11 protein-coding genes are annotated in these 16,409 nt (G+C 67.7%); 2 read left to right on the top strand and 9 right to left on the bottom strand.

Annotation, left to right across the window (positions count from 1 at the left end):
- Nucleotides 1-57: 57 nt before the first annotated feature.
- The 7 genes from OG485_RS07230 to OG485_RS07200 are packed head-to-tail and all read right to left on the bottom strand — an operon-like array spanning nt 58 to nt 8,059.
- Nucleotides 58-1,713 (bottom strand): alpha-keto acid decarboxylase family protein, encoded by a 1,656-nt coding sequence (locus OG485_RS07230; RefSeq protein ID WP_328665142.1) that lies wholly within the window; start codon nt 1,711-1,713, stop codon nt 58-60.
- A 19-nt stretch (nt 1,714-1,732) separates the two neighbouring features.
- Nucleotides 1,733-2,560 carry an MBL fold metallo-hydrolase gene (locus OG485_RS07225; protein WP_328665141.1) on the bottom strand — a complete coding sequence of 276 codons (828 nt, stop codon included), beginning with the start codon at nt 2,558-2,560 and terminating at the stop codon, nt 1,733-1,735.
- Nucleotides 2,561-2,579: 19 nt separating this feature from the next.
- Nucleotides 2,580-3,575, bottom strand: a complete 996-nt coding sequence (locus OG485_RS07220; protein WP_328674263.1) for a sugar phosphate isomerase/epimerase family protein — start codon at nt 3,573-3,575, stop codon at nt 2,580-2,582.
- A gap of 2 nt (nt 3,576-3,577) precedes the next feature.
- The gene (iolE, locus tag OG485_RS07215; protein ID WP_328665140.1) at nt 3,578-4,492 is read right to left on the bottom strand and encodes a myo-inosose-2 dehydratase; all 915 of its coding nucleotides are present in this window, start codon (nt 4,490-4,492) and stop codon (nt 3,578-3,580) included.
- Nucleotides 4,489-5,013 carry a hypothetical protein gene (locus tag OG485_RS07210; RefSeq protein WP_328665139.1) on the bottom strand — a complete coding sequence of 175 codons (525 nt, stop codon included), beginning with the start codon at nt 5,011-5,013 and terminating at the stop codon, nt 4,489-4,491. Before OG485_RS07210 ends, iolE begins: the two co-directional genes overlap by 4 nt.
- Complete coding sequence (locus tag OG485_RS07205; RefSeq protein WP_328665138.1) at nt 5,010-6,134, bottom strand: ferritin-like domain-containing protein; 1,125 nt, start codon at nt 6,132-6,134, stop codon at nt 5,010-5,012. The genes OG485_RS07210 and OG485_RS07205 overlap by 4 nt, the downstream gene beginning before the upstream one ends.
- Nucleotides 6,131-8,059 carry a GMC family oxidoreductase gene (locus OG485_RS07200; protein WP_328665137.1) on the bottom strand — a complete coding sequence of 643 codons (1,929 nt, stop codon included), beginning with the start codon at nt 8,057-8,059 and terminating at the stop codon, nt 6,131-6,133. The genes OG485_RS07205 and OG485_RS07200 overlap by 4 nt, the downstream gene beginning before the upstream one ends.
- 1,263 nt (nt 8,060-9,322) lie before the next feature.
- On the opposite strand from OG485_RS07200, the gene OG485_RS07195 reads away from it, so the two are divergent.
- Entirely contained in the window at nt 9,323-12,706 is a 3,384-nt protein-coding gene (locus tag OG485_RS07195; protein ID WP_328665136.1) for an ATP-binding protein, read from the top strand.
- A gap of 20 nt (nt 12,707-12,726) precedes the next feature.
- On the top strand, nt 12,727-14,565 hold the full coding sequence (locus OG485_RS07190) for a glycoside hydrolase family 15 protein (protein WP_328665135.1): 1,839 nt from the start codon (nt 12,727-12,729) through the stop codon (nt 14,563-14,565).
- A 242-nt stretch (nt 14,566-14,807) separates the two neighbouring features.
- Here OG485_RS07190 and OG485_RS07185 read toward each other — a convergent pair whose 3' ends face one another.
- Together OG485_RS07185 and OG485_RS07180 are read right to left on the bottom strand one after the other, a co-directional pair.
- Nucleotides 14,808-15,287, bottom strand: coding sequence for an SRPBCC family protein (locus tag OG485_RS07185; protein WP_328665134.1), 480 nt, complete (start codon nt 15,285-15,287; stop codon nt 14,808-14,810).
- A gap of 246 nt (nt 15,288-15,533) precedes the next feature.
- Nucleotides 15,534-16,361, bottom strand: a complete 828-nt coding sequence (locus OG485_RS07180; protein ID WP_326789360.1) for a DeoR/GlpR family DNA-binding transcription regulator — start codon at nt 16,359-16,361, stop codon at nt 15,534-15,536.
- Nucleotides 16,362-16,409: the final 48 nt, after the last annotated feature.

Here is a 16,409-nt window from a genome sequence, read left to right as displayed (position 1 = left end):
GACGGGCCCCTCATGTGCCCTCGTCGCGCGCCGGAGCAAGGAGCAGCACCCCTCCCACTATCGGGCCTTCCAGTTCGCATTGTCGGGGATCGTCTTCTCAGGCACGCGTACCTGGACGATGGACGGACCGGTCGAGTTCCCCAGCGCATCCGTCACGGCATCCTCCAGCTCGCCGTACGTGCCGACTTCCCATCCCCGGCAACCGAAGACCTCTGCCAGCCTGCTGTAGTTCCACCGGTGCAGCTCGCAGGGCTTGTAGAACGGTTCGTCGGAGTGGAACACCGATGCGTCGGCGAGCCACTGCTCCACGGCGTAGACGCCGTTGTCGATGACGAAGATGATCGGATCGAGCCCCAACCGGGTCTGGGTCGAGAGGCATTGGGCCGTCATCTGGAAGCCGCCGTCACCCGAGAAGACCATGACCCTTTGCTCGGGACCCTTCGCCAGGCAGATACCCGTCGCGGCCGGCGCGCTGTAGCCGATCGAGGAGTAGGACGACTGGACGATGAAACCTCCCGGGCTGGGCACATCGAGCAGCAGGCTCCCGAAGTAGTTCATGCTCGCGTCGGCACCGACGATGGTGTTCCTGTCGACGTACCGCTGGATGTAGTCGTAGAACCCCTGGTACGTGATGAGCTCGGCCTTTTCCATGGTCGGCGCGCTGCGAGCCGGGATTTCCGGGAGTTTCCGTTCTTTGGGCGCGATCTTTTCCGCCAGGATGCCGTCGATCAGGTGCTCCAGCGCGACCTGCCCGCCGAAATAGGTTCCGAACTTGACCGCGTCGAACGACGCGAACGCGGTCTTGTCGTAGTCCGGGTCCCAGCCCAACGAGTTGATGTCCGTCAGCCACACCCCGAGCGCCAGGACGAAGTCGGACGTGTCGGCCAGATCCGTCACGACCTTCGACGACGCCTGGCCGTCGAGCACGCCGACGAACAGCGCGTCGTCCTCGGAGAGGACGGCCTTGCTGAGAAGTTCCGTGACGAACGGGACGTTCAGCTGCTGGATCAGACGCATGGCCTTGTCCTGAAGGCCGAGACGGTCGATCTCCACGCCGAGCCATACGAGAGGATTCTCGGCGCGTTCGAGCTGTGCGCCGATCCGGGCGACCGACTGTTCCAGGCTGGTCTCGTCCGACAGAACCCTGACCGGCTTCAGAGCGCCTTCCGGCGGCTCGCACTCCAAGTCGACCATGTCCTGGAGCAGTTCGATGTAGATCGGGCGCCGTTCGCTGATGCACCGGGTCAGTGCGTAGTCGATCAGCGTCGGCGCGAGGTCGGGATTGTCGATCCGTACGGCCGCCACCGTCAGGTGCTCGAACGACTGGAGATCCGTTTCCCGTCCGCTGATGAAGTGATGCGCGCTGAAGCCGGTCTGTTCGAAGGTGATGGTCTTCTTGACGCTCGGTGTTCCGTTGATCAGTACGAGGGGCACCCTCTCGACGTAGGCGCCGGCGACCGCGTTCACGGCGCACAGCGCGCCCGCGGAATAGGTGACACAGAGCGCGCCGATTCCCCTCAGTCTCGCGTATCCGTCCGCCGCGTAACCGGCGTTCACCTCATTGACTTCCTCGATGATCTTCGTGCCGCTCGGCGCGACGTACCGGTTCAGCCATTCGATCGAGTAGTCTCCCGCGATGGCGAACAGGTGCTCCAGCCCCAGTTGGCGGAGCCGGTCCACCAAGTACTGTCCTACAGTGCAGCTCTCGGTCATGGTCGAGGCACCTCCGTGGTCAGTAGTCGCTCGCGCCGCCGAACAGCCGGGGCAGGTAGATGTCGAAGATCCCGGGGCACTTGCGCTCCGGATACCGCTGCAGCATGAAGCTCTTGAAGGCGTCGCCTGTCAGCCCGTCACCGATTGCCTGCCGAGCGGCGGAAAGGTACTCGATGTTGCGGGCGACTTCGTTCTTGTCGGCCGGGAGACCGTGGCCCGGCAGGAACAACTCGTAGTCCGACAGCAGCATGTCGCGCAGCACCCGGATCCAGTGGGCCATGTGTTTCGTCAGGTACAGATGGGTGCCGCTGTAGACCAGATCCTGAGTGAAATACACGCCCAGATCGGGAAGCCTGATGGTGAGGTGGTAGTCGATCTCGGTGTCCGTCACCCGGTCGAAGACGTACCTGACCCCGTCGATCTTGTCTTCGCCGGCACTGGCCACTTGTTCCGGAACCACGATGCGCTCCGGGGCGAGGTCACCGAGTTTCCAGTGGTCGCTTCGCGAGTCCTCACCATGATCGTGGATGAACGTCATGGTCTCGGACAGCGCGTGGACCGTGACGTCGGTGAACGCGGTCCCGAGGCCGAACCAGTGGTCGGGGTGCCTGTGGGAGATGTACAGCCTTTCGATCGGCTTGCCCAGGCTGTCCGCGTAGTCCCTGAAGGCTCTCGCGTAGGGGGAGAGGAACTGCGAGTCGACGAGAACGAGCTGGTTCCTGGTTTCGATGACATGCGTGGCGTTCGCGATGTTGCTGCCCGTGAAGGACGCGACGAAGGTGTGAATACGGACGTCGCCCGTCTGCTTCACGACCATGGTGATGGGATCCGACACCTGAGCCGGCACGGGAGTCCCCTTTCCTCGATTAGGCGGTCTTCTCTCGCAGTTCCTCCAACGCGGCCCGCGCGACGTCGTAGGCGCTGTCCCTGCCGGGCACCGGGTCGTCCTCGCCGGGCCGCCAGAAACGCCGGCGTGCCATGCGCATGGAACGGTCGAAGGGCGGAATCGCGTTGAACACCTCGATCAGGTACGGCCCGCGGTACACCGGCTCGATCTCGCGCGAGAGGACGTCCCACGGGACCCAGCTGTCCTTCACCGCTCCCCGGTCGGGTGCGGAGATGTGGACGTAGTAGAGCCGGTCCTGTCGTGTCGCTCTCGCGACGTTCTCCTTGAGGACCGACGGACCCTGGCTCTCCATCACGACCTGCGCCGTGTCGATCGTCACGCCACCCCCCGGGTGGTCGAGGCCCTCCAGGAAGTCCAGCACCTCCGAGACCATGTTGGGCGGCGGCGTCTCCCAGCTCTTGACGGGCTCGACGGCGAGCCTCACCTCGCGCGCCGCGGCGTACTCCAGCAGTTCCTCGAAAACGGAACGCGCCGCGTCGTAGCGCGGCTTCATCCAGTCCTGCAGGGCGTCGCTCCAGATCGGCTCATCGGTGTCCGTGACCGGAAAGACCCCGTAGGGGTAGATGAACGGCCCGGACATGATCGAGTCGCCGCCCAGGACGCGTGTGATGTCGACGCGTGACTTGAGGTAGGACAGGGCCTGCCCGCGCTGTTCCTCGTAGGGAGAGGTCGGGTCGAAGGTGCGCGTGGTCCCGACGTTGGTGGTGAACTTCACCTCCCCGAGCCCGGCCCGCTCGAACGCCTTCTTGAGGCCCGCGTAACGGTCGACCTCGAGCTTGTGATCGACACTCGTGGGCTGAGCGGCGATATGCACGTCGAAGCCGTCGTAGCCCATGTCGGTCAGGACCTTCAGGTGATCGATCAGTACCCGGCTGTACCCCGTGTCCTGTGGCCGCAGATCAGCCGTGAACATGAAGAAGCTGAAGAAGACGTCTCGTCCGAGTTTCGCGTTCATGGTCACCAGCCCAGGATGTCGGCGAGGTAGGCACGGGCCTTCTTGGCGTACTCGAGCGGCACGGCCTTGTTCGGATCCTGCTCCGCCTCCACGACCAGCCACCCCTCGTAGTGGGCGGCGGCCAGCACTTCGAGGATGGGCCGGAAGTCGATCCCGCCGTCTCCGGGCACGGTGAAGACGCCGCGCTGGATGGCCTCCTGGAACGACAGGCCTTCCTCCCGCACCAGGCTCACGATCTCGGGCCGGACGCTCTTCAGGTGGACGTGGCCGATGCGGTCGGCGTAGGACCGGGCCAGGTCCAGCGGATCGTCGCCGGCGAAGGCCATGTGGCCGGTGTCGAGCAGCAGATGGACCAGCTCCGGATCGGTCGAGGCCATCAGCCGGTCGACGTCGGCCCGGGTCATGACGCCGGTGCCCATGTGGTGGTGATAGCTCAGCTTCAGCCCGGCCGAGGCGGCGATCCTGCCGAGCTCGTCCAGGCCCGAAGTCAAGGCGTCCCACTGGGAGTCGGTGAAGACGGGGCGGTTGGCGAACACGTCCACGGGAAGCAGGTGCGACGAGGCGCCGAACTCGGCCACGACCAGCTCGGTCCCGTCCAGGGCCTTGATATGGGCCAGTGTCTCCTCGAAGGCGGCGACCGTCTTCTCCCGCATCCTGCCGATCGTGAAGTACGTGCTCGTCCAGGGCTCGGACACACTCAGACCGCGGAGATCGAGGGCGGCCTTGAGTTCGTCGGCGTCCGAGGGGTACTTGTGCCCGATGCTGCAGCCCTGGAAGCCGGCGAGCGCCATGTCGCTCACGGCCTGGCCGAAGGAGATGCCGGCGTCGATGGCGGGGAAGTCGTCGTTCCACCACAGGGTGCAGCAGACGCCGAGCTTCACCTTGTCCGGGCTGAGACGGTGAAGGGTGTCCGTCATCTCGTCGCCCCTTTCAGGTAGCGGTCCGCGATGCGGGGTGGCTGAGCCCAGGAGCCGTATCCGGGTGCCTTGGCACCTGGGGGATTGGCCCCGATGGCCCGCCACAGCAGCCCCTCCTGGTATGCCGCGGCGGTGACCGTGGAGGTCTCCGCCGCCGGCTGGGCCCCGTAGCGGTCGGTCCACTCGGCGGGCAGCGCGTACCACGTCCCGGCGTACCAGAGCTTGATCACGTTGCGGGCCACCGGGCCGAGCCGTTCGTCGCCGAAGATCCGGTGGCGCAGGGCCCGGTCGAACAGATCCCGGTCGAGCGGGCTCCGGGCATGGCTTCCGGCGTCGCCGGCCGCGTCGTCCCGGGCCGCCCCGTGGGCGTCCAGGAGGGCGGTGACGACCTCGTCGCCGCAGGCGGCCCGCACTTTCGCCAGGTACTTGTGGGCCATGCCGGTGCCGAGCAGATCCGTCTCCTCGAAGGCGGTGAGGTCGACCGACAGGAAGAGGAACTTCTCGAACGACGGGGCAGTCATCGCGTCACCGTCCGGGTTGTCCCGTCGGCGCCGACGCCGGCGCCGGGCGGGGCCTGCGGGCCGGGTCCGACCGCGGCCGGAATCTCGAAGGTGGGACCGGCGTGCAGGCCGCCGCTGCCCGGCAGGGGGTTGCACACCAGCCGGTTGAACCCGTCGCGCAGGCGGAACATCTCGCAGACGCCCTCCTGCAAGAGGCCCGGCCGTCCGTTGAACGCCTCCGTGAGCAGGGCGAGGAAGGCCCCGTAGTCGGCGTTGAAGTCCCGGGCGACACGGGCGAGTTCCGATCCCGGCGGGTAGTCGGCCAGCCGGACGCTCACCTTCACCTTGTACACGTCGTCCCAGGAGATGCTCAGCGAAGGCCCCGTAGGCGCGTCGGGGCGGTCGCCCACCTGGTAGTAGCGCCCGAGCTGCAGTTGCCGGAACCGGTAGTAGTGGGCCAGCTCCCCTTCCGCGTCGTAGATCCCGGAGTCGAGGCCCTCGCCCTGGCCGGCGATGAAGCGGAGCGCCTGCTGCGCCGATTTCAGGTCGGAGACGACGGTCACCTCCCCGCCGCCGGAGTAGAAGTACTCGGGCCCCACCTGACGGGCCGGATCCCCGCGGAAGAGCGTGGGGTCGTTGGCCGCCACCTTTTCGAGCCCTTCGATGATCTCCTCGTAGAACTCACCGATGCTGTAGAAGCGCACCGCCTCGGCCGTGGGGCTGGAGACCAGGAACCGGGCCCTGCTGTCCGTTGTCCTCACCAGCCGCGAGTCGGCGCTGGGGGCCTTGCCCGGCCGCTCGATCAGGCAGAAGGTCTCCACCGCCTCGGGGGAGAAGGGCCGCAGGTCGACGGTGAAGTCGTCCTCCCCGTCCGGCAGATGGGCCGGATAGGACGGCACGAAACCGGGGCGGGTCAGGTCGGGCTCCCCGCCGACGGCGTTCAGGACGTTGGCGACGAGGGTCAGGTGCAGCATCTCCTCCACAGCGGTCACCCGGATGATGTGGGCGGCGTCGGAGTTGGTGCTGGAGTGTATGGAGTAGTACGCGGTCAGGTACGGCGGGATGGTCGCGTGCTCGAGCGACATCGCCGCGTTCAGATAGCTGAGCAGGTCGTCACGGTTCTCGATGGTGGGCGCGATCATGAGGCCGCCTCCCCTGAGGTCGGCGCCGCCTGGTGCCGGTCGGAGGCCACGTTGATCGGTGCGGTCTCGGAGTCGAGCTGGGCCAGCATGGCCCGGACGCTGCGCAGGCACAGGGCGGCGAGCGTGAGCGTCACGTTCGAGGTGCCCACGGTGGGCATGCTTCCCCCGCCGACCATGTAGAGGTTCTTGTGATCCCAGCACCGCTGATCCGCGTCGACCACCGAGGTCGACGGCTCACGGCCCATCACGTGGGTGCCGGCGAGGTGGTTGCCCCCGCGGATCTCGTACCCCTCGCCGTCGTGGACGGCATAGCCCCAGAAGCCCGGGTCGTACGCGGTATGGTCCTCGGCCCCCAGCCGGGCGAAGATCCGCCTCGAGAGCTGCCGGGCGTACGCCACGCCCCGCATCGTGTACTCGGGGATGCTGTAGGTGAGAACGGGCCGCATGTTGCCCAGCTTGTCGGTGTAGTCCGGGCTCACGGTGACCCGGTTGCTCGGGTCGGCGGGGACTTCGACCATGAACGCGAGCTGCAGCTGACGGGACACGCGGTCCACCAGGCCCTGGCGGAGGGATTCGCCGTAGCGGCCACCGGAGTCCACCAGGCCGATCAGGTCCGTCATCGGCGCACCCCGCGCCCAGCCCCAGCCGTCGTTGTGGATGTCGACGGTGAACGCCGCCTGGCGGCTGCGGAAGCTGCCCCCGCGCAGGTCGGCGATGCCGCCCGTGCAGATCGTGCCGCGGAAGGTGCCCGCCACCTCCGGCAGCAGGCTCCACGCGAGCAGGTAGGCGTGGTCCATGAAATTCCGCCCCATCAGGCCGCTCGAACCACGCAGACCGGAGGCCAGCATCAGCCGGGGGTTCTCCACCGCGTTGGCGGCCAGGACGAACAGCCTGCCGCGGGCTCTCATCGTCGTGAAGCCGGGGCTGTCGGGCCGGTCGTAGCGGCGGTACTCGATCTCGGTCACCCGGTGCGTGTGCTCGTCGACGTGCACCTTGTGGGCCACCGCCTGGGCCACCAGGTCGACCCGCCCGCTCTGGAGGGCCAGAGCCAGGGTCTTGCCGGCGTTGTACTTGGCCTGCACCGGGCAGATGGGCACGCAGTTGTTGTTGCCCTGGCACCGCTCGCCGACCTCGACCTGGTACGCGCTGACCGCCCCTCGCGGCACATAGCCCTGCCCGCCGTCGTAGGCCGGGTTCGGTATCCCGTTCCGGCCCTGGGGGAACGGCCGGACCCGCAGCTCTCTCCGCTCTCCGTCGAGTTCGACCGGCATCCCGTCCAGGTCCCTGGCGACCGTCCGGTCCAGGTAGGACAGGGGCAGCCCTTTCATGGGGAAGACGTAGTCCTTGTCGAAGGCGATCCCGAGGTAGGCCTGGTCCTCCACGTCGGCGGAGACGCCGATCTCGCGTTCGGCCTCGTTGTAGAACGGGGCGAGGTCCTCGTAGGTGAGCGGCCAGTCCGCCCCCTCGCCGTAGAGCGTTCGCATCCGGAAGTCCTCGGGCAGCATCCGCAGCGCCTTGCCCTCCCAGTGCATGGTGGTGCCGCCGAGGACCCGCGTATAGGTGGTGTCGGTGGCGAAGGGCCCGCTCTGGACCAGGTAGGCCGAGGCGTCGGGCGCGCCCGGGGTGATGCGCCGTACGTCGGTGCCGCGTGGCATCGGGGCATTGGCGACGGCCGGATAGGGGGCCTGGTTGTCCTTGCCGACGGCTGAGTAGAACCGGTCGAGGTAGCCCTCGTAGCCCCTCAGGGTGAGGTCTTCGGCCGGGCCCGCTTCGAGCAGCAGCACTCTCCTGCCGGCTTCGCTCAGCCGCAGGGCGACAAGAGCGCCGGAGATCCCGCCGCCGACGACGACGGCGTCGTAGAGAACCTCGGCCGCCGCCCCGGGGTCGGTGCGGTTCGCCGCCCCCTTGGGAAACTTCGCATACATGGGCAGTCACTCCTCCGCTGCCAGGCGCAGCCGGGACCGGCGTGGCGGCCTGCGTTCGAGTCGGCCGGCCGCGCTCACACGGCCTCGGCCCGAACGTGAGTGGCGGGACACATGGGAAACGTCGCCGACGACCGAGGATCGCTGTGGACGCCGAGTGCGTCCATGGGCTGCCGCCGCGGGTAGGTGTGGGGACTCTGCGAGCGAGCCGATGAACGGCGCAAGAGAGCGCAGAGTGTTCATGGCAACTTCGATGGTCGAGCTGCGTGTTGGTGTCGCTGCTGCTGACGGGGCGCACAAGCCACTGTCGCGTCAGCAACGATACGCGCGAAGCCTCAAGATCGCTGCATGTGCCGCGGGCCCCTGCCGCACGCCGCGCCCCCAGGCGAGAGGGACCTGAAGGAGCCTCAGGAAACCTTTTCCGCGCACAATTTCCTGGACGCCGCGATGGGTCACCATGGGCAGCCACACGTTCGGCACGCCCAACACGCCTGTTCTGCGCGCCTGATGGACGCTCGCCGCGTTCGCCACCCGGCAGACGGTCAACGGCGATCGGCCGGCTCTCGCGACCCAACTGCGCGCCCCTGCCCTGGAAAAGACCTCCTCGCGCAGCATCACGCCAGGAGCCGGGCGCTGCCGGTCCACGGGTCGGTCGCACTCCGGTCCGGAGACGGTCCCCGCCTGTTTCCCCGGTTGCGCGGGAGCCCGCCCGCGGCCGACCGGCGGTCGTGTTGCGATCTTCCCCACCAGTGCTTTCATGGAAATGAAGGCCTGCGTGCCAGTGGAATATTCGCGGGGCAGGCGACCTCGACGTTCGCGGGCAGATGACCTCGACGCGGGGCGGCGATATCGCGCTGTGGCGGTGTGGGGCGGAGAACACGCTTGTGATGCGTGGTGCCACGAGTACGGCTCGCTGGTTTCCCTGTGCGTCCGCACCCGGCGCTCGTATGACGTCCCGTCAATGAAGTGCAGCCCGGAGGGAACGGCCTCATGCCCACCAAGGTGATCCGCCGTCCGGAAGGCAAGGAACGGCCGCACAACGCCCCCTGGTACACGTTGTACCCGAGGCGATGGTGGTCCCGGCTCTCAGGGGCGACGCGCAAGGAATGGCGCACCTTCAGGACGAAGAGGGAGGCGCACAAGAGTATCGCCGCGGCTCGCAGTTGGCGCCCCGGGCTGTTTTCGCTCGGACCTCTGCTGCGCGCGTACGCTCTCATCGGGACGGTGCTGCTTTTCATTTGGGTGGCAGCGGCTGTTTATGATTTTGTGGAGGACGGTAAATCGCAGTTCCATGAGGTGCTGGGATCCGATTGGTTTGACGCTGTAAACCACATCGCGGGGCCAGTCCTTACCGGTTCCCTGATACTGACTTTCTTCCTTCTCTACTGGTACCACAAGACCAAGAAGCCGCTCATCGACAAGGCGCGTTCGCGTCCGCATGAGCTGGTCTCCACCGCCGGGACCTTCGGCAATCGGATCGTCGGGCGCCGCGAACTGTCCCAGGTGATAGCGCAGACACTCCGCAACGGGAAAACCCGAAAGCCCTATCTGCTCGTCGGTGGTGTGGGCGTCGGCAAAACAGCCGTTCTGGTGGAACTCACCCGGATGCTGGCACAGCAGTCGGCCGTTCCCGTGCCCATAAGTCTGCGCGACATGAAGGGTGACGGTGAGCTCGACTTCGAGGAAATGGCACGGCGCCGCTTCCAGGAGGAAGCGGACCAGGGAGTACTCGCCGGCAGCAACATCGACAAGACCTGGCGGCAGCTTCGACTCGACGGCAAGGTCGTCGTCATCGCCGACGGGCTGGAAGAGGCCCTTCTCGACGAGAAGTACCAGGACGACCGCGACAACATCATCCGACGGGCGATAGAGCGAGCGGACCGGCAGAAGCTGCCCCTGGTCATCGCCTCGCGCCCGCACACGCCCCTGGAGGGCACCCGGGCGGCGATCGCCGACATGGAACCGCTGAGCGAGGAAGCGGCCCTGGAATACCTGGTACGGGAACCGGGCGAGCTGGACGAACGCCGCCTCGACTGGGTGGTGGAGACCGCCAAGGTCGTGGAATCACCGATCTATCTGCGGATCGCCCGCCTGCTGCAGCAGTGCGGGCTGCTGGATCACCTCACCCTCCGCGACGAAAAGGACCGCCTGGACACCCGGAGCAACGACTGCTCCACTCTCAGGCTCGGATTCCTCAACACCTATCGTCAGGCCATTGAAGACGGTCGCATATTCGACGATCTGGTGATGGGCCGCGAGGAACGCCGGGAGACCATGTGGGTCGTGTCCGCCATGGCCTGCCTGGGACTTTTGCAGGACAGCATCGAGGTCACGTTCGACGACTTCGTCAGCGCACACGCGAACGACCTTCGCGGCCGCGCGCAATCCCAGGGAAATCACCAGGAATCGCCGGGCGCCGCCCAGCGGTATGGAACCCGCCTTGCCATTTCCCCGGCGCAGCGCGACGAGATCTGGGGTGTGATGTGCCGAAAGATCGGCGGGTCGGCGCACTGGCTCAACACCTTGGACTACCCCAACGAGTGCCGGACCGAGCTGGCGAGACACACCGCCAACGGACAACTCCTCGGACTCGTGTACGGCCGCAAGAACAAGGTTCGGTTCCCGCACAGCATCCTCCAGGCGTACATGGGTTATCGCCTGCTGAGGGAAGTGCCGGACGACAAGATCGCCGCGGTCGTCGAACCGGCGCTTCACAGCCCGGGTCCGTCGCGGGAACTTCTCATCGCTCTCGTACTGCTCTCACGTCACCGGGCGGCCCCTCTCGCTTCCCGGTCGGCCGCCGTGCGGCGCGCCACTCCTCGTGCCCGGAACCGTCATGGAACGTCGCCGAAACTGGCCGAGCTGCTCAGCAACGCCGCCGCGGCCCGGCATGACGCGAAGTACTTCGACCTGTACGCCGCGGCCCTGGAAATAGACTGTGTCGATCCGGTACCGATACAGGACAAACTGGCCCACGAACTCGATGAACAATGGGCGGGCCTGGACATCAGAGGCGATCAGCGGACCATCGAGAGCGCGAAACTGAGGCTGGTGCGGAACTTCGGATCCGCACTGCGGGAACGGGATCGTCGCAGCAATGCGAGTCGTCCCCTCCCGGAATGTCCGGGACAGGATCCCGCACGCCCGACTCTTCCCTACAAGCACCTTTTCCAGATCGGCACGCACGAGCCCTCTCATACGGTCCGGATCGCGATCGCCCATCAGATTGCCGCCGGTGGTGACGCGGCCTTCCAGGAACTGCGCACGGAATTCCCCCTCGGATCCGATCCCATATCCCAGTACCTGGGAAAGATCCGTGACGCCAAGCAGAAACTCGACCGCGACTACACCGCCTGGCTCAATGAAGAAGATCCGGACCCCGCCGCCGGCCCGGAGGCGGCGGAAAAGAGGCAGCGGGAGCACGACTGGATCGTGAGGGAGTACGAGCAGTGCCGGACCACATGGTGGCGCCACTTCACCCTCCGGGCCTGGCTCGTTCCCATGGCCGTCGGGTCCGTCTCCGAAAAGTACCGTGACGAGGCCAAGGAGCGGCTGAGCCTCTGGTTGCGCAACCTGACCGCCCAGACCGGACAGCAGAGTCCGCCCATGCCGCTCTCCCTGGAGAACGCTCTGGCCCAGGGCTTCAAGAACGCGGCGAACCGCAGGAGACGGCACCCGGCGGCCTACGAGGAGACCCGGGCCCACCTGGTGGAGCAGGCGGAGAAGATGCTCACCTGCAGTCGCTACTGGTACGCGCAACTGAGTCTGCTTCAGGCGCTGTGCCTCTGGGAGCTTCCCGACGCGATCGGACGCACCGCCGGGTCCGGCGCGACGAACCGGCGGAGCCGTTCCACGCCACCGGCCACCAGCCTCACGAAGGACGACGACGTGACATCCAGTGGCCCCGTGGAGCCCATAAAGTCGGTCACCCGGTGGCTCGCGATGGCCGGCAGCGCACACGAGGAGACCCCGGCCCACATCGGCGCCGCGTACCGGCACCACGGCGAAAAGGTCCTCCACCCGTTCATCGCCGAAGCCGGGGATCTGGTGACCCTGGCCCTGGAGACGGGACACCCCGAGCGGTTCATCTGGATCGACGAGAACGAAGTCAGCGACAGCGTCGGTTCCACCCCGGCCGACCCGGACCGCTACCGCAAGCACAACCTGTGGATCTCCCCGTCCGTCGGCTGGAGCAGCCTGCACCCTCGGGCGCAGCGCCTCCTCGCCGACGTCATGGTCCTGCTCAACCTCACCGAGGGCAACGGGAGCCCGGACGACATCGAGGAACGTCTGAAGCTCTCGAACAAGGCCGGCCTCCCGCACTGTCTCACCCACGACCGCAGCCTGCTCCACCCCGAACGCAGCATCGGCCGGGCCGACAAGGGCGAATCCCGCACCACCTGCACGTCCCCGTGCGAGTTCCGTCTGTGCCCCTATCCCCCCAAGGCCGGAAACGCGCAGGCGGAGATGGCGGAGCTGTTCTGCCGGCAGCAACAGGCGCTCCTGCACAGCCGCTTCCGCTGGCATCTGCCGGCCGTCAGCCGGCACACCGCGCCATGGGTCAGCGTCCCCGTCAGGGAGTTGCACGCCTTCTGGGAGGAAATGGCCAACCGGAACCGCAAGACCACCGAGGACGACGAACACCTCTGACAACCGGAAGGGGCGCTGTGATGGACGGCTATCCACTGATCGAGAACCACGGTCTCATCGGCGATCTGCAGACCGCGGCGCTGGTGACCACCGAGGGTACGGTCGACTGGTTCTGCTCCCCGCGGTTCGACTCGCCCAGTGTCTTCGGGGCGCTGCTGGACAAGGAGAAGGGCGGTCACTGCACGGTCCGGCCGGTGCATCCGACCCATGCGACCAAGCAGTTGTACCTGCCCGGCACGGCGATCCTGGTGACACGGTTCATGACCGGGGCGGGCGCCGGCGAGGTGGTCGACTTCATGCCGGTGACGGGCACGACGGTCACCTCCCGCCACCGTCTGGTGCGTCTGATCCGCTGTGTGCGCGGCAGCATGACGTTCGAGGTGGAGATCGCCCCGCGGTTCGACTACGGACGCGCGAAGCACGGGGCGCAGATCACCGGGCACGGAGCGGTCTTCGCCGCGGAGGACGGCACCGAACTCACCATGCACCCCATCCGCGAACCGGAGGACGAGCGGCTCCTCGACGTTCTCACGGACCAGGACGGCGCCCTGCGCCTGTCGGTGACGCTGCGGGCCGGTCAACAGCGCGGGCTGGTGCTGGAGATGGGCGCCGAGGGGCCGCCGGCCGAGATCCGCCTGGACGCGTACCAGCGGCTCTTCGACCGGACCGTGGCGTTCTGGCGCTCGTGGCTGGCGCAGTCCCGCTACACCGGGCGCTGGCGCGAGACGGTGGAGCGTTCCGCGATCACGCTCAAGCTCATGACCTTCGCACCGAGCGGCGCCCTGGTGGCCGCGCCCACCACGGCTCTCCCGGAGCAACTGGGCGGCGAACGCAACTGGGACTACCGCTTCACCTGGATCCGCGACGCCTCCTTCTCCGTGTACGCCCTGCTGGGGCTGGGCTTCACCGAAGAGGCCCGGGCGTTCATCGCCTGGCTGAGCGACCGGGTCAAGGAGAGGGCCGGCGAGAGCGGGACCACGGGCCCGCTCAACGTCATGTACAAGGTCGACGGCTCGTCCGACCTGGAGGAGCAGATACTCGGCCACTGGGAGGGCTATGCGGGCTCCGCGCCGGTACGGATCGGCAACGGCGCCGCGACGCAGCTCCAACTGGACATCTACGGCGAGGCGCTGGACAGCATGTACTTCGCGCACCGGCGCGGATTCCAGATCGGGCACGCGGGATGGACCTCCATGCGGGAGAACCTGGACTGGCTGGCCGACCACTGGGACCAGGCGGAGGAGGGGATCTGGGAGACCCGCGGAGGCCGCCAGGACTTCACCTACGGCCGGGTCATGTCATGGGTGGCGTTCGACCGCGCCCTGCGCCTCGCCGAGGCGAAGGGCTGGCCGTCCTCGTACGGACGGTGGCAGACCGAGCGGGACGCCGTCTACGACCAGGTCATGGCCAAGGGATGGAGCGAGGAACAGCAGGCCTTCGTCCAGCACTACGGCAGCGACGTACTGGACTCCTCACTGCTGCGCATGTCCACCGTCGGGTTCCTCAGCCCCGAGGACCCGATCTGGGCCTCGAGCCTGGACGCCATCGAGCGGAAACTGGTCAGCGACAGTCTCGTCTACCGTTACGACCCGGAGGCTTCGCCCGACGGCCTGCGCGGCTCGGAGGGCACCTTCTCGCTGTGCACGTTCATGTACGTCGACGCCCTCGTCCGGGCGGGGCGGACGGACCAGGCACGACTGGTGTACGAGAAGATGGCGGGGTACGCCAACCATCTGGGCCTGTACTCGGAGGAGGTCGACCCGACGGGCCGCCAACTCGGCAATTTCCCCCAGGCGTTCACCCACCTCGCGCTCATCGACGCGACCCTCACCCTCGACAAGGCGCTCGACGGGCGGTAGTCCGGGCCCGGTTCACCCGGCCATCGGCGCTGGGCCCCGGGAGCGCGTGCGTGACCTCTGCCCGGCGGCGACCGTGAGCATGGGTCCTTCAACCAACCAGTCACGGCCACGGCGGTCCTCCCGCCCCGGGTGCGGCAGGCGCCGCTGGCTTGTACACCGCGGATGGCCGGGGTCCGGTGCGGTTGTGCGCAAATGGACGCCTTTCAGCATGCCTCAAGCCCGACGTCTCGGACCCCTGCGGTTCAGGCCGGTGCCGATGCCAGTCGCCGGTCCAGCGCCGACGCCGCGCCGCGGAAGGCATGCCCAAGGCCGCTCCGCCCCACGGTGAGTGCCGCCCGGAACAAGGCCGTTCCGTCGGCGGCGAAGGTCCATTGCACGCGCGTCCCCGTGCCCGCGGGCGTCAGCCGCCACTCCTCGGCCAGAGCGCGGAGCCCCGGCGCGTTCGTGACGTCCGCCCGGTACGTGTACACCTCGGGTCCCTGGCTGACCAGGACGGTCTCCTCGAAGCGCGTTCCGCCGCGGAGTCGTACCTCGCGCCCGGCGCCGTCGGCGGTGGGCCGGACGAGGGTCACCGCCGAGAACCACTCGCTCCAGCCGGACACGTCCTCGGCGAGCGCGGAGAAGACGGCCTCGGGAGGCGCGGCGATTTCCCGCGCGAACACCAGACGCAGCGGAGCGGTCTCGACGAAGTCGGGTCCCACCGGACGCAGTCGACGTGCCATGAACGAACCCCCTCACCGGAACGGGGTTCCGGTCTCGGTCTCCATGTACGCGGAAAACACCTGTCACAGCCCGCTCGCCCCCCCCGCGAACCCGGTCCGGTCCGACCCGCTCACGGCACCGGACTCGGTGGCGGTCTCATGAACCGGACTCGACAGGCCGTCCGTTGGAACCGGCCGCGAGCGACGGCCGGGCGCACCCGCGCCACGGACGGCGGCGCGGGCAGCGTCACCATAGCTGGCGGGCCGTCAGATGTCTGTATCGTCCTCGGGTTCACCGGCCACCACCAGGCGCAGGTGGTCCGAGATCTCCGCGCGGGCCGCGGCGGGCATCCCGGCGTCGGTCACCAGCGTGTCGACCTGGTCGAGCGTGGCGAACGAACTGAGGCCCACCGTGCCCCACTTGGTGTGGTCCGCCACCACGACGACGCGTCGCGCGGACTGCACGAGCCGCCGGTTGGTCTCCGCCTCCGCGAGGTTCGGCGTCGACAGCCCGGCCTCGGCCGATATGCCGTGCACACCGAGGAAGAGGACGTCGAAGTGCAGGGCCGCGATGGCCTGATCGGCCACCGGTCCGACGAGCGAGTCGGACGGCGTGCGCACCCCACCGGTGAGAACGACGGTCGCGGCGCCCTGACGCTGACCCGAGGTGCGCTGCGCCGAGTGGAACACGTCAGCCACACGCACCGAGTTGGTGACCACGGTCAGGTCCGGGACGTCCACCAGGTGATGAGCCAGGGCGTACGTCGTCGTACCGCCGGAGAGGGCGATCGCCGAGCCCGGTGCGACCAACTCGGCCGCGGTGCGCGCGATGTCCTCCTTGGCGGTCAGCTCCAGACCCGACTTGGCCTCGAAACCCGGTTCGTGTGTGCTCGCCTCGACCACCGGCACCGCGCCGCCGTGCACCTTCTCGACGACACCCTGACGGGCCAGCGCGTCGAGGTCACGGCGGACCGTCATGTCGGAGACACCGAGTCTTCGCGTCAGCTCGTTCACGCGGACGCCACCGCGGCGGCGCACCTCGTCGAGGATCAGAGCGCGACGCTGCTCCGCGAGGAGGTTCTGATTCTCACTCACGACCGCTCAGGTCCTTTCGTCGCTGCCTGCCCGACACTCCGCCCGAAC

Source organism: Streptomyces sp. NBC_00328 (genome assembly GCF_036139655.1).
GTDB lineage: Bacteria > Actinomycetota > Actinomycetes > Streptomycetales > Streptomycetaceae > Streptomyces.
The sequence above is the reverse complement of the archived record's forward strand: the minus strand, read 5'-3'. Positions and strand labels throughout refer to the sequence as shown.

What these genes read in the sequence shown, in the direction of transcription:
- OG485_RS07220 (WP_328674263.1), bottom strand. Translation starts at nt 3,575, where the DNA reads ATGAACGCGAAACTCGGACGAGACGTCTTCTTCAGCTTCTTCATGTTC.
- OG485_RS07200 (WP_328665137.1), bottom strand. Translation starts at nt 8,059, where the DNA reads ATGTATGCGAAGTTTCCCAAGGGGGCGGCGAACCGCACCGACCCCGGG.
- OG485_RS07185 (WP_328665134.1), bottom strand. Translation starts at nt 15,287, where the DNA reads ATGGCACGTCGACTGCGTCCGGTGGGACCCGACTTCGTCGAGACCGCT.
- OG485_RS07210 (WP_328665139.1), bottom strand. Translation starts at nt 5,013, where the DNA reads ATGACTGCCCCGTCGTTCGAGAAGTTCCTCTTCCTGTCGGTCGACCTC.
- iolE (WP_328665140.1), bottom strand. Translation starts at nt 4,492, where the DNA reads ATGACGGACACCCTTCACCGTCTCAGCCCGGACAAGGTGAAGCTCGGC.
- OG485_RS07205 (WP_328665138.1), bottom strand. Translation starts at nt 6,134, where the DNA reads ATGATCGCGCCCACCATCGAGAACCGTGACGACCTGCTCAGCTATCTG.
- OG485_RS07230 (WP_328665142.1), bottom strand. Translation starts at nt 1,713, where the DNA reads ATGACCGAGAGCTGCACTGTAGGACAGTACTTGGTGGACCGGCTCCGC.
- OG485_RS07190 (WP_328665135.1), top strand. Translation starts at nt 12,727, where the DNA reads ATGGACGGCTATCCACTGATCGAGAACCACGGTCTCATCGGCGATCTG.